The sequence below is a fragment of the Streptomyces sp. NPDC126503 genome (assembly GCF_040302405.1).
Taxonomy (GTDB): domain Bacteria; phylum Actinomycetota; class Actinomycetes; order Streptomycetales; family Streptomycetaceae; genus Streptomyces; species Streptomyces gulbargensis.
Map to the genome: position 1 here is coordinate 122,528 of NZ_JBEORS010000013.1, position 19,425 is coordinate 141,952.

The window sequence follows — 19,425 nt, forward strand, 5'->3', positions numbered from 1 at the left end:
GTGCAGCTCAACGACGAGCAAAAGGTGGATGAAGCCGTGGAGCGGCGACGATTTCTTGGACTGACCGCGGCCGCCGCCGCCCTCGCGACGACGGGTACGGCCGCCGGCTGCGGCGTCCTCGGCGGCGACGACGGGAACGTGACCCTCACCGTGGTCGCGGCCGACTACGACCTGACCGGCGGCGACAGCACGAAGAGGTACTGGGACGGACTGGTCGCCGCCTACCGGGCCAAGCACCCCGAGGTGACCGTCCAGGTGCGGATCGAGTCCTGGAACGACGTGGACCGCACGGTCGCGGAGATGGTCAAGGCCGGCGAGGCCCCCGACATCGCCCAGATCGGCGCCTACGCCGACCACGCCGCCGCGGACCGGCTCTACTCGGCCGACGAACTCCTCTCCATACCCGTTCAGGCGAACTTCCTCGCCCCGCTGGTCGCCGCCGGGGAGAACCGGCGCACCCAGTACGGCCTCCCCTTCGTCGCCTCCACCCGCCCCCTCTTCTACAACCGGGACCTCTTCGAGGCGGCGGGGGCCCAGCCGCCCACCACCTGGGCCGAGCTCGCCGCCGCCGCCGAGAAGCTCAAGGCGCACGGCGTCCCCACCCCCTTCGCGCTGCCGCTCGGCCCCGAGGAGGCCCAGGCCGAGGCCATGATGTGGCTGCTCAGCGGGGGCGGCGGCTGGACCGACGCCGGCGAGCACTACGCCATCGACTCCGAGGCGAACATCCGCACCTTCGAGTGGCTGCGGAAGAACCTGGTCGGCAAGGGCCTCACCGGCCCCGTCGCCCCGGCCGAACTCAACCGCAAGGCCGCCTTCGCCGCCTTCGCCGAGGGCCGGGTCGGCATGCTCAACGGCCATCCCTCCCTCGTGAAGGAGGCCGCCGGGAAGGGCATCCGCGTCGGCCAGGTCCCGCTGCCCGGCATCGACGGCAAGCCCAAGACCTCCATGGGCGTCGCCGACTGGATCATGGGCTTCAGGCAGAACGGTCACCGCAAGGAGATCGGCGACTTCCTCGACTTCCTCTTCAGCGACGAGAACGTCCTCAAGTTCGCCGGTGACAACGACCTCCTGCCGGTCACGCTCACCGCCTCCGCCCGCATGGAGACCGACCCCCAGCACGCCAACCTGCGCGAGTTCCTCAAGGCGCTTCCCGACACCCAGCTCCCGCCGGTCGGCAAGACCTCGTGGGCGGCGGTCAGCGAGAACATCAAGCAGAACATCGGCCGCGCCGTCGCCCCCGGCGGCCGCCCCGCCGAGGTCCTCGGCGCGATCGGCCGCGCCGCGACGGCGGCGGAGGCGGCCGAGTAGGCGGTACGGCTCCGGGGGCGGCGGAGCGGGCGGGCGTACGGCTCCGGGGGCGGCGGACCCGTGGCCCGTACGGCTCCCGGGGCCCGGGGGCGCGCCCGTACGGCTCCCGGGCGCGACCGTCGGTGCCGGGTAATAGGTTGGTCGTATGACCACCGGGGAGCAGGACGCGGCACAGGACGACGGGAGCGGGCTCGGCGCGCTCGCCCGCGCCCTGCTCGCCGTCGAGCGCCGCTCCTGGCCCGGCCCCGGAGCCAAGGAACGGGCCGTCCGGGAACAGCTCGGCCTCTCGCCGACCCGCTACTACCAGCTGCTCAACGCGCTCCTGGACGATCCGCGGGCCCTCGCCCACGACCCGGTGACCGTCAACCGGCTGCGCCGCGTCCGCGCCGAGCGGGAGCGCCGCCGCCGCTGAACCGCCCGGACGGCGTACGGCCGGGGTGAGCCGGGCCACGCTGATGAGTCGCCCGTCCCTGGGTAGGGTCATGGCATGGTCAGCAGCCTTCCGCACCCGACCACATCCGCCGGCCGCGACGGCCTGGCCGCGCTGCTCGCGCGGCCCGAGCAGGCCGTCGTCGCCCTGGACTTCGACGGGACACTCGCCGAGATCGTCCCCGACCCCGAGCAGGCCCGCGCCCATCCGGGTGCCGTGGCCGCGCTCGCCGCCCTCGCCCCCCGGATCGCCTCCGTGGTCGTCGTGACCGGCCGCCCCGCAGGGGTCGCCGTCCGGTACGGCGGCTTCGCCGGTGTCCCCGGCCTCGACCGCCTGGTCGTCCTCGGCCATTACGGCGCCGAGCGCTGGGACGCGGCCACCGGAACCGTCACGGCCGCCGCCCCGCACCCCGGAGTGGCCGCCGTCCGTGCCGAGCTCCCCGGTTTCCTCGACCGGCACGGCGCCTGGCCGGGCGTCTGGATCGAGGAGAAGGGCCGCGCGGTCGCCGTCCACACCCGCAGGGCGACCGACCCCGAGGGCGCCTTCGAGGCCCTCAAGGGCCCGCTCGGCGACCTGGCGGCCCGCCATGGCCTGGTCCTGGAACCGGGCCGGATGGTCCTGGAACTGCGGCCCCCGGGCATGGACAAGGGTGTGGCGCTCGCCTCGTACCTGCGCGAGACGGACGCCGGGTCGGTCCTGTACGCGGGCGACGACCTGGGCGACCTGCCCGCCTTCGCCGCCGTCGAGAAGCTCCGCGCCGACGGCACCCCGGGCGTCCTCGTGTGCAGCGGCTCCTCCGAGGTCCCCGCACTCGCCGACCGCGCTGACCTCGCCGTCCCGGGCCCGTCCGGTGTCGTGGATTTCCTGACGGACCTGGCGAAGGCGGTGGCGGAGGCGCCCCGCTCCTGACGGACGCGGCGGGGGCGGTACGGGAGGCCGAGGCCTCCCGTACCGCCCCGAGGGAGCGGGTCCGCCGGCGCGCGGCCGGGGTGATGACGCCGAGCGCGAGGTAGGGGCCGGTGACGATGAGGGCCCGCGCGGCGGTTCAGCCGGCGGCCACCTCGTTCGTGTAGGCGATCGGCCTGATCATCGCGGTCAGGACGGGGGAGTCGGGAGACGGCCGACTCGCCCCGATCACCGTGTAGCCCCAGGACTCGTAGACCCTCTGCACCTTTCCGTCACCCGCCTCCGGGTTGACCATGAGCGAGACGTTCCTTTCGCTCCGGCCGGAGAGCAGGGCGTCATGGATGCGCCGTGCCAGGCCGGTCCCCCGGTAGGGGGGCGTCACCCCGATCTCCTTGATGGCCAGGGCCGTGATGGCGGTGTGCACCGCTGCCACCTCGCCCATCCGCCGCCACCACCGGTCGCCGCTGTCCACGGTGTTGCCGTATGCGTAGCCCACCGGCCGGTCCTCCTCGTCGAAGGCCAGGACCGCCCCGAAACCGGCTTCGCCGATGTGGCGCTCCAGGCGTTCGGCGAAGGCCGCCACCGCGTAGTTCGGCAGGTGAAGCAGCGGCGCGCGCACCTTCGCGTACACCTCGAGCAGCGGCATGACGACCTGCTCGATGTCTTCGGGCGTGTCCGCGTAGCGGCGAAGCAGAGGGGTCATGCGTACTACCTCCAAGTGTCGCGGATGTAGGTGGCCCATGTGCGGGCGGTGGCGCTCCCCGGGGCGATGACCTCCGGGCGACGACCGAAGGCGCGGAGCATGCCCCCCACACGGGGATGGCGGTTCGCGGCCTCGCCGGGGACGGACATGGCGCGCGCGACGGCGGTTTCCAGGGCCCCCTGTTCGAGCTGTGCCCGAGCGACGCGCGTGGTGGCGATGGCCTTGGACCGCTGCATGTGAGGGCGTAAGGCCGACAGACAGCGGTGTCCGTGAGCCTCGGCCCGCTCGAAGTCGCCGAGGGACAGGTAGGCGCACAGGGCGAGGCTGTCGAGTTCCGCCTGGTCGTAGAAAGCGTTCATCCACACCGGACGAGCGGCCGCCGGGTCGGCGCGCTGCATCGCGTCCTGCGACTGGTCGAATGCGCGGCGGGCAGCGGCGCCGTCCCCTGCCACCCCGTGGATCGCGCCTTGCCTGGCAAGACCGAGAGAAGCGAACATGGGGTCCTGGCGGGTGATACCGAGTTTGCGGGCCACGTCGTTGGCCGCGGCGGCGTCCGCAGGCCGTCCCATGTGCCGGTACATCGTGCCTGCGTGGGACCAGATACGGAACTTGATGTACGGATCACCGGCCATCTCGGCCAGTTGCACAGCGACCTGCATGTGGGCGGCGGCGTCATCGAATCGCCGCCCATCGACGGCTGCCCACATCGCCGACGACCGGAACGCCGCGGCCGAGGCGTAGATCTGCTTCCTGACGCGCTGACCCGCGCTGCCGGAGCCCTGGAGGACCAGGGCTTCGTCCGCGAGAGCCACCGCCGTGCGCTCGATGGCGAGCCGGCCGCCGTGCCGGTGGTCGTTGGCGATGACCTCAGCGAATCTTCGTTGAAGACGCTCGACGTCACTGGTACCCACGCGGCGGGGGGAGCCGGAATTCGGAACGGTTGGAGCAAGCGCCAACGCGGTGGAAGCGGTGATGAAGTGGCGGCGTTCCACTGGGTCCTCCGACCGTTCTGCGGGGACAGCGAACCCCAGATCTTTCAGTGGGCAGTGGAAGACCGCTTCCAAGGCCCTGCGCGTGCGACCGATCGGGCGACGCGTGGTCCCGTTGACCAGGTTCCGCACGGTGCGGTCCGACACGTCTCCCGGCCTGCCGGTGATCTCCAGCAGAGCGGCGTTCATCCGGTTCGCCAACTCCTCCTGCGTGAGACCCAGGTCTGCCATCCGCTGCTTGAGCACGGCGTTGACTGCCACGGGAAAGAACGTAGACGTGGCCCGACCGCGTGGCCAGCGGCTTCGCAAAGCACGGGCAAAGTCTTCCGGTCGCGCTCGGCACCTCCGTCGGTGACCTTTCCTGTTCCGGACCGCCGGTGGGCCGTTGACTGATCACAGGCCGTCCGGTGCGGGTCGATGCGTGTGTCTCCCCTACCGGCCCGGACGGCTTCCCGTTTCATCGATACAGCAGGAGGCAGTCGATGGCCGGCGCTCTACCACGCCGCACACCTGGGGCGAGTGGACACAAGACCGGCATGCCGAGGTCGGAACACGGCGTGCCGAGTCGGGAACTACGAGAACGAGCGGCCCGGGGATGGGAGAAGTTTCTGCGTTGCTTCGCCCCCGTGCAATCCGATGAGGGGCGCGACCGGTGAGCACTGTCGACCATGCCGGACGTGATCAGCACGAGCTGCTCGGACACCAGGTGAGGGACATCGCCTCGCGGGGAGAGGGCGAGCTCATGGCAGTCACGTACGAAATCTACGGCGACGGACGCCGGGTGCGCGTCGCCCACATCCGGTCGGAGTCCGGCGCGGAGTGGTCGACGGCGGTGGCCAACATCCAGGCCAACGGGTGAGACAGCACTTCGTCGTCCTGCTCCACGCCGTGGTCACAGGCGCTCTCGTGATCACTCTGACCGTCGCGGCGACGCCCAGCCGGTAGGCCCACAGAGTCCCGCTTCCCGTCCGGCTCCGCAGCCGGTGCGAGGCGGGTCGTCCCACCCACAACCACTACGAGAAAGGCACCGTCATGAACGAACCGACCCTCGAGGAAAACGTACCGACGACCGAGCCGGACCTGCTCGACATCGGTGATGTGGCTGTCCTGACCCAGGGCCAGGGCGGCGGTCAGTCGGAGGACAAGCGGCGCGCGTACAACTGCTGACCTCTCCTCTTGGTGTGCGGCTCCGACGCCGGTCGGGCCGCACACCCCGTCCCGTCCCGCCCAGACCCGGAGGAAACGTGACCCTCGGCGGATTCAGCACGACCTCGGACGATGTCCCGAGCCCTTTGGGCTCTCGGAATCCAGCGCCTCCATGCCCCGTGTGGCGGCTGGGTGACACCCCCGTGCACATACTGCCCGCCGACGCGGGGGGCCGCCGCATCCTGGTGATCGGGTGGTGTGGCGCGACGGTCGGTCAGTTACGTGATCTTCCCGACTCGCCGGTCCCCGCTGACGTGACGTGGCGGTGGCCCGGCTCGTATGCCGTGATCGAGGAACGTACCGACTGCGTGGTGGTGCACACCGACCCGGCCGCGGCTTTCCCGCTGTATGCCACACGATGGCGCCGTGGCTGGGCGTGGGCGACCTCTGCCCGCGCTCTCGCCTCACTGATCCGTGCCGATGTGGATGGGCGGCGTCTCGCCTGCGCGATCCTCGCGCCTTCCGTGCCCGCACTGGCCGCCAACAGGACCTATTTCGCCGGGGTCGAACAGCTCCCGCCCGGAGCTCGAATCGAACTGCCCAGAGACGGAGACAGTTTTCGCTGTGCCATCACGTGGGACCCCGAACCGGAACCCTGCCGCTTGGCGCATCGCCGGCTTCGCCGTGGCCTCGCGGAAGCCGTGGCGCTGCGTGTCCGAGCGGATCCCGCGGTGTCCTCCGATCTCTCCGGCGGTCTGGACTCGACCACGGTCTCCGTTCTCGCCGCTTGTGCACTCGGCGACAAACAGGTGCTCAATGCGGTGACTATCCATCCTGAGGGGCGGTTGGACGGCGCTGATCTGCATTACGCACGGCTGACGGCCGAGGCCTCGGCGGGCCGGATGGCGCACCACCTTCTTCCCCTGGGTGTGAAGCACCTGCCCTACAGCGGGATCACCTCGGTACCGGCCACCGACGAGCCGGCCCCTTCGACCCTCACCCAGGCCCGACTCCTCGGACAGTTTCGCTGGATGCGACGTGAACTGGGGACTCGTCTCCATCTGACCGGTGACGGCGGTGACAGCGTCCTGTTCCAGCCCCCGGCTCAGCTCGCCGACCTTGTATGCGCCGGATCATGGCGTCGGGCCTTCCGCGAGGCTCACGGCTGGGCGCGCCTGCGGCGCACTCCGGTCGTTCCCCTGCTGCGTGGCGCTCTCGTGATGGCCCGCACCAGCGGTTCAAACGCTCTCGCCGACCTGGGCCGCTACTTCTCCGGGGAGACGACATCGGACCACGGCCGCAGCAGCATCCGCTGGTTCACGCACCTTCCACTCCCCGAGTGGGCGGAACCCATGGCCCTGAGCTATGCGGCCGACGCCGCTGCCGGGGCGGCCGCTGCGATCGATCCCCTCCACCGGCTCGACGCATCCCTCCGTACTCTTGTGGACGAGATCCGGGAAGTCGCGCGTTCCGCCAGGGCGGATGCCGAGCTCGCCCAGTTCTGCGGTCTCGAACTCCACAATCCCTTCCTGGACGCGTCCGTGGTCGACGCTGTGCTGCGCAATCCGCTGGAGCGACGGCCACCGGTCCACCGTTACAAGCCGCTCCTCGTGCGTGCTGTCGGCGACCTGCTGCCGCCCGCCGTGGCCGCTCGCACCACCAAGGGGAGTTTCGAGGCCGACCATTTCACAGGGATGCGCCAGAATTTGGAGGAACTTCAAGGGCTCGGTGAGGGACATCTGGCAGCTCTCGGCCTCCTCGACCCCGCCCGCTTCCGCCAACATCTCCGACACGCCGCCGCCGGTGTCCCCATGGCGCTCGCCACCCTCGAACAGGCACTCCTCGCCGAGGCCTGGCTGCACGCCCACCATCGTGATCCGGCCCCCGCTTGGGACGTCAGCCTGCCGCTGGAGGCCCCGTGAGATACGGATCCGTGGACTTCGGGCACGTCCGGGTCGTGATCGACTACCGCACAGGCCGAGTCCGTTGCCAGGTGCCCGGACGGAGTCAGGAACCGGTTGTCGCGCCACGTTCCAGTTGGGGCAGCGACGAGCACATCGCGGGGACGGAACGGCTGGGTGGTGCGTGGAGCCTTTCCGCCGCCGTGGCTCTCGCATGCGTGTTCGCGATCAAACGTGCGGGAAGCGAAAGCACCGCGATGCACCGATTGACCACGACGCTCCGGACCGCCATGTCGCTGAGCCGCCGTCCGGCCACGTCCCGCCAGGCCACGGCAGCCGTGCTGGCCGTCCGTCGTGCGGCCTGGTGGTCACCCGGCCGCACGGCCTGCCTGGAGGAATCGGCCGCTGCCGTCCTGCTCCTGGCGGCCCGGGGTCTGTCCGTCACCTGGTGCCATGGCATCGCGCCGGATCCCGTCCGGCTACACGCCTGGGTCCAGACTGAGCACGGCGAGCTCGTGGCCGAACCCGGCTCGACCCGCGCCTACACCCCCGTACTCGTCTTCGGAGATCGCCGTGAGCAATGACCCGATTCTGTGGATCAAGGACGCCGCCTGCGGCCTCGGCCCCATCCGGCCCGACCTCGTCGAGACGTATTGGCGGTGGGAGCAGGACCCCGCTCTCCTCGTGGGTTACGGGCGACAGGCGCCGGAATCCCTGGAAGCGCGTGTCGAAGGGATGGCACACCAGCTCAAGGGCCAGAACATCCGCTTCACCGTGTACGACCTCGGTGGCGCGGACCCCGTTCCGGTCGGTGTCGCCACGCTCCTCCCGGACCATCAGGTGCGCACCGCCGAGTACGTCGTCATGATCGCCCCGGAGGCGCGGGGACGCGGGCTGGGGAGCGCGGCCACCCGTCTCGTCCTCGACTACGCGTTCCACGTCGTCAACGTGCGGATGGTGTGGCTGAAGGTGCTTTCCCCCAACGCCAGCGCTGTCCGCGCGTACGAGAAAGCCGGGTTCAGGGTCGCCGGCACGCTGCGGGAAGCGGGGTACTGGATGGGTGAGGTGTGCGACGAGACGATCATGGACGTGCTCGTCCGTGACTTCGACGGGCCCTCCGTCCTGCGGGCCCTGGTGGAACCCGGCCGGACGGAGGGTGCGCGTTAGCCCAGCTCCCGCAACGCCTCCAGCTGGGTCAGGAACCAGCGCTGGGGCGGGAGGGCCGTGGCCGCCGCCGCCAGGCGTTCGGTGCGGCGGGCGCGTTCGTCGTCCGGCATGGAGAGGGCCGTGTGGAGGGCTTCGGCCGTCTGAGAGACGTCGAACGGGTTCACCGTCAGCGCGTGCTCGCCCAGCTCGCCGTGGGCGCCCGCGCCCGTCGAGAGGACGAGGGCGCAGCCGGACTCGGAGACCACCGGTATCTCCTTGGCGACCAGGTTCATGCCGTCGCGGACGGGGTTCACCAGGGCCACGTCCGCGAGCCGGTAGGCGGCGAGGGAGCGGGTGAAGTCGTCCTCCACCGAGACGAGGACGGGCTGCCAGTCGTCCGTGCCGAACTCGGCGTTGATCTCGGCGGCGAGCCGTGCCACCGACTCCGTGTAGGCGCGGTACGACTCCAGGTCCTGCCGGGAGGGGTACGCGGAGGCCAGGTGGACCACCCGGCCACGCCACTCGGGGCGGGTGGCCAGCAGCTCGCGGTAGGCGAGCAGGCCGCGCAGGATGTTCTTCGACAGCTCGGTGCGGTCCACCCGGACGATCGTCTTCCGGCCCTCTCCGACCTCCTCGCGGAGCCGGGCCAGCCGCTCGTCCACCTCGGAGCGGTACGCGAGGGCCCGCAGCTCGCCGGCGTCCACGCCCAGCGGGTAGGCCCGGACCCGGGTGCGGCCCTTTCCGATGCCGTACCGCACATGCTCGACGCCGTGCCAGGGGTCGCCGCTCGGCCAGACGCCCTCCGCCGTCCCCGTCGCGTCGTCCCGCCGCGCGCCGCTGATGAACGCCGACGCCCATTCCCAGGTGTGGAAACCCAGCTCGTCCGCGCCGAGCATGCCCCACACCAGCTCCCCGGCGATGTCGTCCGGCAGCATCGACAGGTACGCGGGGGAGGCCCACGGGGTGTGGGTGAAGTGTCCGATCCGCAGGTCGGGCCGCAGCTCCCGCAGCATGCCCGGGACCAGTGCCAGGTGGTAGTCCTGCACGAGGACGGCCGCGTCCTGGTCCGCCTCGGCGGCCAGCACCTCGGCGAAGGCCCGGTTGTACGCGCGGTACGCCTCCCAGCGGCGCCGGAACTCCGCGTCGAAGACGGGCTCGCGCGGGATGTCGTACAGGTGGTGGTGGAGGAACCACAGCACCGAGTTGGCGATGCCGTTGTACGCGTCGGCGTACACCTCCGGGTCGATGTCCAGCATCCGGACGCCGGGCTCGGCGACGCCGCGCCGCACCGCCTCGCGGTCGCCCTCGCCGAGCGCCGCGCACACCCACAGACTGTCCTGCGAGGAGACGGCGCTCAGGCCCGAGACCAGGCCGCCGCCGCCCCTGCGGGCGTCGAGCGACCCGTCCTCGCCGAGCGTGTACGAGACCGGTCCCCGGTTGGATGCCACGAGCACAGAAGCCATGTGCCGAACCTAGCCCGTCCCGTAAACGCTCAAACGTGCGTATACGAGACGGGCCGGTCCGGCCAGGGGCGGGCCCCCGGAGCCGGGGGAGCGGTTCAGAGGTCGCGGCGCCCGCGCAGGGCCGCCTTCGCCACCAGACCGGTGGCCGCGAGGGCGAGGGCCAGGCCGCCCAGCAGCCACAGCCGTTCACCGTCGCCGCCGGTCGAGGCCATCGCCCCGCCCGCCGGGGGCACGTCCCGTGGGCCGGGCCCCGGGGCACCGGCCGGGGCGGGGGAGATCCCGGACCCGGACGGGTACGCCGTCCGGGTCGGCCCCGGGGGCGCGCTCGGGGCCGGAGTCGGGGACGCGGCCGGGGTGCCGCTCCGGGACGCGGTCGGGGTCGGAGCCGGGGCCGTGGGGGCGGAAGCCGTCCCGCCCGCGGGGGCGGGTTCCGCCGCCGGCGCGCCCGCCGCTCCCGTGCCCGCCGCGTCCGGGGCCGGTACGGAGAGGGCCAGGGCGGAGGGCACGTACGTGTCGCCGTCCGGGGCGAAGGACAGCTCCACCGAGGTCGCGTCCCGCGGCACGGTGCCCTCGGGCAGTTCGAAGGTGCCGACGTCGAGCCCGGGCAGGACACCGGGGAGGCCCGTACGGGACGCGGCCGCGCTCCGGCCGTCCACCAGGAACCGGTCCCCCGGCGCCACGCCGCCGAACGCCGTCAGGGCCGCCCGGACCGTACCGCCGCCACCGGCGAGCCCGTCGACGGTGAGCGTGGTGGCCCGCGAGGCCGGGCGCTGCAGGACGTGCCCGCCGTACACGCGGACGTCCCGCCGCTCGCGTCCCGCCTTCGCGTCGGGCCCGGGGAAGGCGTACACCACGGTCAGGGACCAGCCGGCCGCGCAGCCCGCGCCGTTGGGCGCCCAGACGTTCCCGACGGCCACCGGTGTCGCGCCGGGTCCCGAGACGCCCGCGAAGGCGGCCGTCACGTCGGACTCGCCGGTGTAGAAGTGCGGTCCCGGGGTCTTCGCCGGGTCCGTGACCATGCTGTCGACCGAGACCGGAGCCGCGCGGCCCGTCCCGACGCGGAGCAGGGGGGCGGTCGTCGCCGGCTCGCCCGGGGACGGCACGGCGTCCGCGCCCGAGGCGGCACAGCGCCGCAGCCACCGCCCGTCCGCCGTGCCGTACGTACCGGCGTGGCCGCCCCAGAAGAGACGGGCGTACGCCACCTTGGCGCCCGCCGGTACCCGGATCCCGGCGGTGCCGGAGCCGTACGCGGGGGCCTTCCCGCCGGACGAGAGCCCCGCCGGGTCGGCCCGCTCGCGTACGGGCGGTTTCGCGCCGGGCGGGACCCGGCCGTCCGCCGCGCACGGGGCCGGGGCGCCGGCGCACCGCATGACCGAGGCCCCGGCGGTGGTGAAGTCCCCGTACAGCGTGGCCCCGTACCGCCGGCCGAAGGGCTCGACCACGTCCGCCGACGAGGGGGTGACGGCTGGAGCGGGGGCGGGTGGGGGGCTGTCCGCCGTGACCGGGGCGGCCGCCGCGAGCGGGAGCGCGCTCGCGGCCAGGACGACGGCCGCGAGCACCCTTCCGGGGCGCGGCCGTCCGCAGTGGGCTTGTCTGAAGCGCATACAACGGAAATGTAGGTAAAACCCACCATTTCCGGGCGTTACGCCACGCGGCGCCGCGCATACTCCGTGATCCCGGCGATCGGCGGACGCTCCTCCGTGTCCACCGCGTACGTCCGGGGCTCGAAGCCCGACTCCCCCCGCTCGAACTGGGTCAGCCACGGCCGCACCAGGTGCCCCCGCGACAGCCGCAGCTGCGCCGTCCGGTAGATCGCCGCCGCCATCCGGCCGAGCGCCTGACCGTCCTGGTGCCGGTGCTTGCGGACGCCCACGTCCACCTGCGCGAGGGCGTCCAGGCCCACCGTGTGCAGCGCGTCCACCAGCAGCGCCAGCTCCACTCCGTAACCAACGGGGAACGGCAGCCGCTCCAGCAGGGAGCGCCGCGCCGCGTACTCGCCGCCCAGCGGCTGGACGAAACCGGCCAGCTGGGGCCAGTGCAGATTCAGCAGCGGGCGCGCCACCAGCTCCGTCACGCGACCGCCCTGACCAGGGGCGTCACCGAGCGGGCGGTCGTACATCGCCTTCACGAAGTCCACGTCCGGGTCGGTGAGCAGCGGGCCGACGATACCCGTGACGAAGTCGGCCGAGAAGTCCCGCAGATCGGCGTCCACGAAGCAGACCACATCTCCGCCCGTCACCATCAGTGACCGCCACAGGACCTCGCCCTTGCCCGGCACGGCGGGTATCCGGGGGAGTATCGAGTCCCGCGCGACCACCCGCGCCCCGGCCGCCGCCGCCACCTCCGCCGTACGGTCCGTGGAACCGGAGTCGATCACCACCAGCTCGTCCACGAGCGGCACCGACGCGGTCATCAGCTCGCGCCGGATCACGGAGACGATGTCCCCGACCGTCGCCTCCTCGTTGAGCGCGGGCAGCACCACGCTGACGGTCGTCGAGCGCTTGGCGGCGAGAATCCGCTCCAGCGGTCGGTCGGCCACGGACCAGGACCGCCGGCCCAGCCAGCGCTCCACCTCTTCCAGCACGTGATCTCCATCTCGCGGTTCGGACGACCATCTCAACCGTCCATGCCTTCGGTTACAGTCTTGAACAACGCGAAGGCCCGTCGCATGTCGGGGTGCCGAGCGCGTTCCACAACCGAATACCGCTCATCCAGAGGGGCAGAGGGATACGGCCCGTTGAAGCCCCGGCAACCCTCCAGTCGGTTCTCGTCCGCGCCACGGCGCGCCAGCGGGGTCCCCGGCTAGGGAAGGTGCCAAATCCGTCTCATGGCGAAACGCGTCATGAGGAAGATGAGGAGAAAGGGCCTCGCCTCCATGGCTGTACAGACCGTCGCACCCGCCACCGGCTCCGCCGGCACCACCGTCGACCTCGGACCCGCCTCCGGACTCTCCTGCCGCGAATGCGGCGAGGTCTTCGCCCTCGGCCCGATCTTCGCCTGCGAACTCTGTTTCGGCCCCCTCGAAGTGGCCTACGAGCTCCCCGCCGGCGACCCCGAGGAGCTGCGTAGGAAGATCGAGGCGGGCCCCGCCAACATCTGGCGCTACGCCCCGCTCCTCCCCGTCCCGGCCGACGTCGCCGAGAAGCCGAACCTGAACCCCGGCTGGACCCCGCTGGTCAAGGCCGACAACCTGGCCCGCGAGATCGGCGTCGAGCCCGGCAAGCTGTTCGTGAAGGACGACTCCGGCAACCCGACGCACTCCTTCAAGGACCGGGTCGTCGCCCAGGCCCTCGAGGCCGCCCGCGCCTTCGGCTTCACCACCCTCTCCTGCTCCTCCACCGGCAACCTGGCCGGCGCCGTCGGCGCCGCCGCCGCCCGCGCCGGCTTCCGCTCCTGTGTGTTCATCCCGCACGACCTGGAGCAGGGCAAGGTCGTCATGGCCGGCGTGTACGGCGGTGACCTCGTCGCCATCGAGGGCAACTACGACGACGTGAACCGCTTCTGCTCGGAGCTCATCGGCGACCCGCTCGGTGAGGGCTGGGGCTTCGTGAACGTCAACCTCCGTCCGTACTACGGCGAGGGCTCCAAGACGCTCGCGTACGAGATCTGCGAGCAGCTCGGCTGGGTCATCCCGGACCAGCTGGTCATCCCGATCGCCTCCGGCTCACAGCTGACGAAGATCGACAAGGGGCTGCAGGAGCTCATCAAGCTGGGCCTGGTCGAGGACAAGCCGTACAAGATCTTCGGCGCGCAGGCCGAGGGCTGCTCCCCGGTCTCCGCCGCCTTCAAGGCCGGCCACGACGTGGTCCGCCCGCAGAAGCCGAACACCATCGCCAAGTCCCTCGCGATCGGCAACCCGGCCGACGGCCCGTACGTCCTCGACATCGCGCGCCGCACCGGCGGCGCCGTGGAGGACGTGAACGACGAGCAGGTCGTGGACGCGATCAAGGTCCTGGCGCGGACCGAGGGCATCTTCGCCGAGACGGCGGGCGGCGTGACGGTCGGTGTCACCCGGAAGCTGGTCGAGAACGGCGTGATCGACCCGAGCCTCACCACCGTCGTGCTGAACACCGGCGACGGCCTCAAGACCCTGGACGCCGTGGCCGACAGCTCCCAGGCGACCGCCACCATCCGCCCCAGCCTGGACGCGTTCCGCGACGCCGGCCTGGCCCACTGAAAGGTTCGTGAACACATGGCCGTGAACGTCCGCATCCCCACCATCCTCCGCACCTACACCGGCGGGCAGGCCGAGGTGCCCGCCGAGGGCGCGACCCTCGCCGAGGTCATCGCCGACCTGGAGAAGAACCACACGGGCATCGCCGCCCGCGTCCTGGACGACCAGGGCAAGCTGCGCCGCTTCGTCAACGTGTACGTGAACGACGACGACGTGCGCTTCGAGCAGGGCCTGGAGACGGCGACGCCCGATGGCGCCGGCATCTCGATCATCCCCGCCGTGGCCGGCGGCTGCTGAGCCTCTCCTTCCCCTGCTTCCTCTTCTCCCCCTTCTCTCTCGAATTGCCCCTTCCGCGCCATAAAGCGGAGGGGGCAATTCTGCATGGTTGAGCGCGGTAGAGTTGGGGAAGCCCCCTCCGCTGCTCATGCCGGACGCATATGAGAATGCGTCTCCGCGCGACAAGAAGCAGCCAATGTGCACGCACGATCTGTACCTTCTGCGCGCTTTGCCGGGCCCGACTTGCCCCGGAATTCGGGGGAATCAGACGAATTCACCTTTCCGTCGCGCCCAGAATTCTCGCTCGAATGGCCTGTTGCAGAGGGCAGTTGGGCAGATACATTCAGCCGCGGTCGACGCGTTCCGGCGCAGGGTCTGACCCGGGTCCGCGAAGTGCGGTCCCGCGCAAGGGCCAGTAATAGGGGAGTTAGGCATGGCTCAGGGCACCGTCAAGTGGTTCAACGCGGAGAAGGGCTACGGCTTCATCGCGGTCGACGGTGGTGCGGATGTTTTCGTCCACTACAGCGCGATCCAGATGGATGGCTACCGCACCCTCGAAGAGGGCCAGCGGGTCGAGTTCGAGATCTCGCAGGGCCAGAAGGGTCCGCAGGCGGACATGGTCAAGCTCGCCGTCTGAGCGCGGCGCGATCGGCCACCGACGCAACGCCGTCGAGGGGCCCGCATCCCGAGGGATGCGGGCCCCTCGCACGTGCGGGGGCGGTCCGCCCCGCGCGCGACCGGCCGGTTCCGTACGGTCGGAGGTGGCGCGAACCCTCCACCCGGCGCCGGGCGCGCCTCGCGCGGACAGGCCCTAAAACCGAGAGGCGCTTGCACTCTCCTAGGGCGAGTGCTAATCATTGGCGTTAGCACTCGGAAGGTGAGAGTGCTACGAGGATCGAGCTTGGCGAGGTCGCCGGCCGGGTGGGGCAAGGAACCACACGGAGCGCGGAGGCCGTCCGTCGCGGGCGTCGGCGCGGTCCTGGAGCGTTATCCACCCCATGTCCGGGAGGACCACTTCACATGGCCAAGATCATCGCGTTCGACGAGGAGGCCCGGCGCGGTCTCGAGCGCGGCATGAACCAGCTCGCTGACGCCGTCAAGGTCACCCTTGGCCCGAAGGGCCGCAACGTCGTCCTCGAGAAGAAGTGGGGCGCCCCCACGATCACCAACGATGGTGTTTCCATCGCCAAGGAGATCGAGCTCGAGGACCCGTACGAGAAGATCGGCGCCGAGCTGGTCAAGGAAGTCGCCAAGAAGACGGACGACGTCGCCGGCGACGGTACGACCACCGCCACCGTCCTCGCCCAGGCGCTCGTCCGTGAGGGCCTCCGCAACGTCGCCGCCGGCGCCAACCCGATGGCGCTCAAGCGCGGCATCGAGAAGGCCGTCGAGGCCGTCTCCGGCGCTCTGCTCGACCAGGCGAAGGAGGTCGAGACGAAGGAGCAGATCGCCTCCACCGCCTCCATCTCCGCCGCCGACACCCAGATCGGCGAGCTCATCGCCGAGGCCATGGACAAGGTCGGCAAGGAAGGCGTCATCACCGTCGAGGAGTCCCAGACCTTCGGTCTGGAGCTGGAGCTCACCGAGGGTATGCGCTTCGACAAGGGCTACATCTCGGCGTACTTCGCCACGGACATGGAGCGCATGGAGGCCTCGCTCGAGGACCCGTACCTCCTGATCGTCAACTCCAAGATCTCCTCCGTGAAGGACCTGCTCCCGCTCCTGGAGAAGGTCATGCAGTCGGGCAAGCCGCTGCTGATCATCGCCGAGGACGTCGAGGGCGAGGCCCTGTCGACCCTGGTCGTCAACAAGATCCGCGGCACCTTCAAGTCCGTCGCCGTCAAGGCCCCGGGCTTCGGCGACCGCCGCAAGGCGATGCTGAACGACATCGCCATCCTCACCGGCGGCACGGTCATCTCCGAGGAGGTCGGCCTCAAGCTGGAGAACGCGGGCCTCGACCTGCTGGGCCGCGCCCGCAAGGTCGTCATCACCAAGGACGAGACCACCATCGTCGACGGTGCCGGTGACAGCGAGCAGGTCGCCGGTCGCGTGAACCAGATCCGCGCCGAGATCGAGAACAGCGACTCGGACTACGACCGCGAGAAGCTCCAGGAGCGCCTCGCGAAGCTGGCCGGCGGCGTGGCCGTCATCAAGGCCGGTGCCGCGACCGAGGTCGAGCTCAAGGAGCGCAAGCACCGCATCGAGGACGCCGTTCGCAACGCGAAGGCGGCCGTCGAGGAGGGCATCGTCGCCGGCGGTGGCGTGGCCCTGCTGCAGGCGTCGAGCGTCTTCGAGAAGCTGGAGCTGGAGGGCGACGAGGCCACCGGTGCCAACATCGTCAAGCTGGCCCTGGAGGCCCCGCTGAAGCAGATCGCCGTCAACGGTGGTCTCGAGGGCGGCGTCATCGTCGAGAAGGTGCGCAACCTGCCCGTCGGCCACGGCCTGAACGCCGCGACCGGTGAGTACGTCGACATGATCGCCGAGGGCATCATCGACCCCGCGAAGGTCACGCGCTCCGCTCTGCAGAACGCGTCCTCCATCGCGGCGCTGTTCCTCACCACCGAGGCCGTCATCGCCGACAAGCCGGAGAAGGCCGCCGCGCCGGCCGGCGGCGGCATGCCGGGCGGTGACATGGACTTCTGAGCCACCGGCTCAGCGGCTCCATCCGTACGACGCCGAGGGCGGCACCCCCACCGGGGGTGCCGCCCTCGGGCGTTCCCCGGCCCGGCCGGGCGGCATGCGCCCGCTCAGGCGTCGGGGTCGACCAGCGCGGCGGCGAACGGCTCGCCGGTACGGCGGGCGCGGGCCATGCGCGTCTTCACCTCGGACAGGGCCCGAGGCCGGTACCCAGGCCCTCCGCAGCAGCTCTCGTGTCCCATGGGCCGAGGCTATGGGACCCGTCACCGGTGCGTACCGGTCAGGGGCGGTGGAAGAGGGCCGTCCACAGGAACGGTTCGCCGAAGTGGGGGGAGGCCGGGGGCTGGGGGAGCATGCGGCGGAGTTCCTTCGCCGTCATGGGGGAGAAGATCGCGCGGAGGGACGTGTCGGTGTAGGCGAGGCCGCCTTCCAGTGCGCCCTTCCGGTAGAACGCGGCGTCCGGCAGTTCCGAGCCCATGCCGCCCTCGCCGGCCGCGAAGGCGGTCAGGGCGAAGTGTCCGCCCGGGGCGAGGACGCGGTCGAGGAGCGCCAGGTGGGTGACGCGGCGGTGCGGCGGCAGGTGGTGGAAGCAGCCGGAGTCGTAGACGAGGTCGTACGGGCCGTCGGCGCCCAGCTCCGGGGAGGTGAAGGCATTGCCGCACACGAACCGGATCCGGTCCGCGAGGCCCGCCTCCTGAGCCCGGTCCCGGGCCCAGGAGATCGCCGTGGGGGACAGGTCCACCGCGTCCACCGCGTAGCCGAGCGAGGCCAGGTACAGGGCGTTCCGGCCCGGCCCGCAGCCGAGGTCGAGCGCCCGCCGGACGCCCGCGCCGCCGGCCGGGAGCAGGCCCCGTTCCACGTACGACACCAGGTTCTCGTCCGGCTTCGCGACGAAGAACGGCACCGGCCTTTCGCGGTCGGCGTAGAACCCGTCCCACCATCCGGCGCCGCCCTCCGACCACCGGTCGGCGCCGGGCGCGAACAGCCCGTCGAGCAGGGCCATGACATCTTCGACCGTACGGATCCCGCGGTCCGTCTCCACCATGTGGATCTCCCCTCCGTGTTCCGCCAGCCTAGGGAGAAGAGGGGAAAAAGCCCAGGTCGGAGGGGGTGTGGCGACCCGGTGGGGAGCGGCTGTACGGCCTGTGGGCGGGGTGCGGGGCCGCCCGTCGACGCCAGGGCCGCGGGCCCGCGCCGAAGGCTCCCGGCGCCCCTTCCCGGCCCGGGAAGCGGCCTTCCCGGACGCCGCCCGGGACGGTTTCCCGCCGTCCGCGCGGGCTCCGCCGACGGCGAACGCCCTGCGGATACGGGGAGTTGGGGTGGTCCACTGGCCGCATGGACATTCTGGTTCTGGGCGGTACGGCATGGGTGGGCCGCGAGTTGTCGCGGCAGGCGCTGGAGCGGGGTCACGAGGTGACCTGCGTGGCGCGCGGAGAGAGCGGAGAGGCGGCGGAGGGGGCCGTCCTGGTGGCGGCGGACCGGCGGGACCCGGGGGCGTACGACGCGCTCCGGGAGCGGGACTGGGACGCGGTGGTGGAGGTGTCCTGGCAGCCCGCGTTCGTGCGCGGCGCGCTCGACGCGCTCGGCGGCCGGGCCCGCCACTGGACGTACGTGTCCTCGTGCAGCGCCTACGCCTCCCACGACGATTTGGGCGCCGACGAGTCCGCGCCCCTGCTGCCGCCGACGGAGCTGGGCGAGGTCGACCGCGAGCTGTACGGCCAGGCCAAGGTGGCCTGCGAGCAGGCCACCACGGCGGCCGTGGGCGACCGGCTCCTCATCGCCCGCGCGGGGCTCATCGGCGGTCCCGGCGACCACAGCTGCCGCACCGGTTACTGGGCCGCCCGCGCGGCCCGCGACCCGCAGGCGCCGCTGCTCGTGCCGGACGAGCCGGAGCTGCCGACGCAGGCGATCGACGTGCGCGACCTCGCCGGCTGGCTGCTGGACTCGGCGGAGGCGGGGCGCACGGGCACGTACAACGCGGTGGGGCCGGCCATCCCCTTCCGGGAGTGGATCGCGCTCTCCCGGGCCGCCGGCGGCCACACCGGCCCCGTCGTCCTCGCTCCTTCGAAGTGGCTCCTGGAGCAGGGCGTGGGCCAGTACATGGGCCCCGAGTCCCTGCCGCTGTGGCTGGCCGACGACGACTGGCGCGGCTTCCAGGCCCGCTCGGGGGAGGCGGCGGCCGCGGCGGGCCTGCGGCAGCGCTCCCGCGAGGAGCTGATCGCCGACACCCTCGCCTGGGAACGCGAGGCGGGCCTGGACCGCGACCGGCGGGCCGGTCTCAGCCCCGCCCGCGAACGCGAACTCCTCGCCCTCCTCGACGCCTGACCGGCGTTTCCGCTCCGGGCA

At 71.7% G+C, this 19,425-nt stretch carries 19 protein-coding genes, 1 pseudogene and 1 riboswitch; of the genes and pseudogenes, 13 read left to right on the plus strand and 7 right to left on the minus strand.

Going from position 1 to position 19,425, the window contains the following annotated elements; all coding sequences use genetic code 11:
• The first annotated feature begins 24 nt into the window (after positions 1-24).
• The 3 genes from ABTY40_RS18785 (at position 25) to otsB (ending at position 2,647) form a co-directional block, all read left to right on the plus strand.
• Positions 25-1,308 carry an extracellular solute-binding protein gene (locus tag ABTY40_RS18785; protein ID WP_352060527.1) on the plus strand — a complete coding sequence of 428 codons (1,284 nt, stop codon included), beginning with the start codon at positions 25-27 and terminating at the stop codon, positions 1,306-1,308.
• A 145-nt stretch (positions 1,309-1,453) separates the two neighbouring features.
• The gene (locus ABTY40_RS18790; protein ID WP_309051483.1) at positions 1,454-1,720 is read left to right on the plus strand and encodes a DUF3263 domain-containing protein; all 267 of its coding nucleotides are present in this window, start codon (positions 1,454-1,456) and stop codon (positions 1,718-1,720) included.
• 75 nt (positions 1,721-1,795) lie between these two features.
• The gene (otsB, locus tag ABTY40_RS18795) at positions 1,796-2,647 is read left to right on the plus strand and encodes a trehalose-phosphatase (RefSeq protein WP_352060528.1); all 852 of its coding nucleotides are present in this window, start codon (positions 1,796-1,798) and stop codon (positions 2,645-2,647) included.
• Positions 2,648-2,783: 136 nt separating this feature from the next.
• Here the strand turns inward: otsB and ABTY40_RS18800 are convergent, their stop codons facing one another.
• Positions 2,784-3,347 (minus strand): GNAT family N-acetyltransferase, encoded by a 564-nt coding sequence (locus ABTY40_RS18800; protein WP_502990616.1) that lies wholly within the window; start codon positions 3,345-3,347, stop codon positions 2,784-2,786.
• 5 nt (positions 3,348-3,352) lie between these two features.
• Positions 3,353-4,597 (minus strand): NsdA family TPR-like regulatory protein, encoded by a 1,245-nt coding sequence (locus tag ABTY40_RS18805; protein ID WP_352060529.1) that lies wholly within the window; start codon positions 4,595-4,597, stop codon positions 3,353-3,355.
• Positions 4,598-4,988: 391 nt separating this feature from the next.
• Between ABTY40_RS18805 and ABTY40_RS18810 the strand changes: the two genes are divergently transcribed.
• The 5 genes from ABTY40_RS18810 to ABTY40_RS18830 all read left to right on the plus strand — a co-directional run bounded on the left by ABTY40_RS18810 (position 4,989) and on the right by ABTY40_RS18830 (position 8,550).
• Positions 4,989-5,195 (plus strand): hypothetical protein, encoded by a 207-nt coding sequence (locus ABTY40_RS18810; protein ID WP_352060530.1) that lies wholly within the window; start codon positions 4,989-4,991, stop codon positions 5,193-5,195.
• 173 nt (positions 5,196-5,368) lie between these two features.
• A complete protein-coding gene (locus tag ABTY40_RS18815; protein WP_352060531.1) occupies positions 5,369-5,503 on the plus strand; it encodes an albusnodin family lasso peptide in 135 nt (44 codons plus the stop codon).
• Between the two features lie 77 nt (positions 5,504-5,580).
• Positions 5,581-7,404, plus strand: coding sequence for an albusnodin/ikarugamycin family macrolactam cyclase (locus ABTY40_RS18820; protein WP_352060532.1), 1,824 nt, complete (start codon positions 5,581-5,583; stop codon positions 7,402-7,404).
• A gap of 71 nt (positions 7,405-7,475) precedes the next feature.
• A complete protein-coding gene (locus ABTY40_RS18825; RefSeq protein WP_352060564.1) occupies positions 7,476-7,967 on the plus strand; it encodes a lasso peptide biosynthesis B2 protein in 492 nt (163 codons plus the stop codon).
• 43 nt (positions 7,968-8,010) lie between these two features.
• Positions 8,011-8,550: a GNAT family N-acetyltransferase gene (locus ABTY40_RS18830; RefSeq protein ID WP_502990619.1), complete on the plus strand. Its 540-nt coding sequence runs from the start codon at positions 8,011-8,013 to the stop codon at positions 8,548-8,550.
• On the opposite strand, the gene ABTY40_RS18835 is transcribed toward ABTY40_RS18830, so the two are convergent.
• The 3 genes from ABTY40_RS18835 to ABTY40_RS18845 form a co-directional block, all read right to left on the minus strand.
• On the minus strand, positions 8,547-9,992 hold the full coding sequence (locus ABTY40_RS18835) for an alpha,alpha-trehalose-phosphate synthase (UDP-forming) (protein WP_352060533.1): 1,446 nt from the start codon (positions 9,990-9,992) through the stop codon (positions 8,547-8,549). The two genes, ABTY40_RS18830 and ABTY40_RS18835, sit on opposite strands and share 4 nt — an antisense overlap.
• 95 nt (positions 9,993-10,087) lie before the next feature.
• Positions 10,088-11,596 carry a hypothetical protein gene (locus ABTY40_RS18840; RefSeq protein WP_352060534.1) on the minus strand — a complete coding sequence of 503 codons (1,509 nt, stop codon included), beginning with the start codon at positions 11,594-11,596 and terminating at the stop codon, positions 10,088-10,090.
• A gap of 38 nt (positions 11,597-11,634) precedes the next feature.
• The gene (locus ABTY40_RS18845; RefSeq protein ID WP_352060535.1) at positions 11,635-12,576 is read right to left on the minus strand and encodes a glucosyl-3-phosphoglycerate synthase; all 942 of its coding nucleotides are present in this window, start codon (positions 12,574-12,576) and stop codon (positions 11,635-11,637) included.
• A gap of 120 nt (positions 12,577-12,696) precedes the next feature.
• Positions 12,697-12,850: riboswitch (SAM riboswitch) on the plus strand.
• On the opposite strand from ABTY40_RS18845, the gene thrC reads away from it, so the two are divergent.
• From thrC to groL, 4 genes are all read left to right on the plus strand, one after another.
• Complete coding sequence (gene thrC, locus ABTY40_RS18850) at positions 12,835-14,169, plus strand: threonine synthase (RefSeq protein ID WP_352060536.1); 1,335 nt, start codon at positions 12,835-12,837, stop codon at positions 14,167-14,169. Its footprint overlaps the riboswitch before it by 16 nt.
• 15 nt (positions 14,170-14,184) lie before the next feature.
• The gene (locus ABTY40_RS18855; protein WP_352060537.1) at positions 14,185-14,463 is read left to right on the plus strand and encodes a MoaD/ThiS family protein; all 279 of its coding nucleotides are present in this window, start codon (positions 14,185-14,187) and stop codon (positions 14,461-14,463) included.
• Between the two features lie 412 nt (positions 14,464-14,875).
• Positions 14,876-15,079, plus strand: coding sequence for a cold-shock protein (locus tag ABTY40_RS18860; protein WP_005315736.1), 204 nt, complete (start codon positions 14,876-14,878; stop codon positions 15,077-15,079).
• 383 nt (positions 15,080-15,462) lie between these two features.
• A complete protein-coding gene (groL, locus tag ABTY40_RS18865) occupies positions 15,463-17,085 on the plus strand; it encodes a chaperonin GroEL (RefSeq protein WP_345278755.1) in 1,623 nt (540 codons plus the stop codon).
• Positions 17,086-17,189: 104 nt separating this feature from the next.
• On the opposite strand, the pseudogene ABTY40_RS18870 reads toward groL, so the two are convergent.
• Positions 17,190-17,315, minus strand: a pseudogene (locus ABTY40_RS18870) (deoxyxylulose-5-phosphate synthase); the annotation flags it as partial.
• A gap of 44 nt (positions 17,316-17,359) precedes the next feature.
• Complete coding sequence (locus tag ABTY40_RS18875) at positions 17,360-18,124, minus strand: class I SAM-dependent methyltransferase (protein ID WP_352060538.1); 765 nt, start codon at positions 18,122-18,124, stop codon at positions 17,360-17,362.
• Between the two features lie 290 nt (positions 18,125-18,414).
• On the opposite strand from ABTY40_RS18875, the gene ABTY40_RS18880 reads away from it, so the two are divergent.
• Complete coding sequence (locus ABTY40_RS18880; protein WP_352060539.1) at positions 18,415-19,404, plus strand: NAD-dependent epimerase/dehydratase family protein; 990 nt, start codon at positions 18,415-18,417, stop codon at positions 19,402-19,404.
• The last annotated feature ends 21 nt before the right edge of the window (positions 19,405-19,425 follow it).

Excerpts from the sequence above, each read along its gene's own strand:
- otsB (WP_352060528.1), top strand. The coding sequence starts at position 1,796 with ATGGTCAGCAGCCTTCCGCACCCGACCACATCCGCCGGCCGCGACGGC.
- ABTY40_RS18790 (WP_309051483.1), top strand. The coding sequence starts at position 1,454 with ATGACCACCGGGGAGCAGGACGCGGCACAGGACGACGGGAGCGGGCTC.
- ABTY40_RS18875 (WP_352060538.1), bottom strand. The coding sequence starts at position 18,124 with ATGGTGGAGACGGACCGCGGGATCCGTACGGTCGAAGATGTCATGGCC.
- groL (WP_345278755.1), top strand. The coding sequence starts at position 15,463 with ATGGCCAAGATCATCGCGTTCGACGAGGAGGCCCGGCGCGGTCTCGAG.
- ABTY40_RS18815 (WP_352060531.1), top strand. The coding sequence starts at position 5,369 with ATGAACGAACCGACCCTCGAGGAAAACGTACCGACGACCGAGCCGGAC.
- ABTY40_RS18835 (WP_352060533.1), bottom strand. The coding sequence starts at position 9,992 with ATGGCTTCTGTGCTCGTGGCATCCAACCGGGGACCGGTCTCGTACACG.
- ABTY40_RS18880 (WP_352060539.1), top strand. The coding sequence starts at position 18,415 with ATGGACATTCTGGTTCTGGGCGGTACGGCATGGGTGGGCCGCGAGTTG.
- ABTY40_RS18800 (WP_502990616.1), bottom strand. The coding sequence starts at position 3,347 with ATGACCCCTCTGCTTCGCCGCTACGCGGACACGCCCGAAGACATCGAG.
- ABTY40_RS18840 (WP_352060534.1), bottom strand. The coding sequence starts at position 11,596 with ATGCGCTTCAGACAAGCCCACTGCGGACGGCCGCGCCCCGGAAGGGTG.
- thrC (WP_352060536.1), top strand. The coding sequence starts at position 12,835 with ATGAGGAAGATGAGGAGAAAGGGCCTCGCCTCCATGGCTGTACAGACC.
- ABTY40_RS18855 (WP_352060537.1), top strand. The coding sequence starts at position 14,185 with ATGGCCGTGAACGTCCGCATCCCCACCATCCTCCGCACCTACACCGGC.
- ABTY40_RS18860 (WP_005315736.1), top strand. The coding sequence starts at position 14,876 with ATGGCTCAGGGCACCGTCAAGTGGTTCAACGCGGAGAAGGGCTACGGC.